The organism is Mesorhizobium sp. M1E.F.Ca.ET.063.01.1.1, assembly GCF_003998155.1.
In the GTDB taxonomy this organism is placed as follows: domain Bacteria; phylum Pseudomonadota; class Alphaproteobacteria; order Rhizobiales; family Rhizobiaceae; genus Mesorhizobium.
On record NZ_RZSC01001808.1, the window covers coordinates 1 to 380 of the forward strand.

General features: G+C 63.9%; 1 protein-coding gene. It reads left to right on the forward strand.

The window, feature by feature from the left end:
- The coding region (locus tag EOA29_RS40965; RefSeq protein WP_189479226.1) for a gamma-glutamyltransferase at window positions 1-380 on the forward strand (380 nt) is incomplete at both ends.

Sequence of the window (380 nt, forward strand, 5' to 3'; positions counted from 1 at the left end):
GCCCTATGGCATCGGCGAGAAGCTCGCCCAGCCGGACCTCGCCGCCTCTCTGTCAGCCATTTCCGAGAAGGGGCCGGACGCCTTCTACAAGGGCGCCATCGCCGATGCGATCGTCAAGGCAAGCGAGGCCAAGGGCGGCATCCTCGCCAAGGGCGATTTCGAGCAATATGCCGTGCGCGAGCTGAAGCCGGTGACCTGCTCCTATCGCGGCTATGAGATCATCTCTTCGCCGCCGCCGAGTTCCGGCGGCGTCATCATCTGCGAAATCCTCAACGTGCTCGAGCTCTATCCGCTGTCCTATCTCGGCGCGGGGTCGGCCGGAACGGTGCATGTCATGGTCGAAGCCATGCGCTACGCCTATGTCGACCGCAATTCGGCGC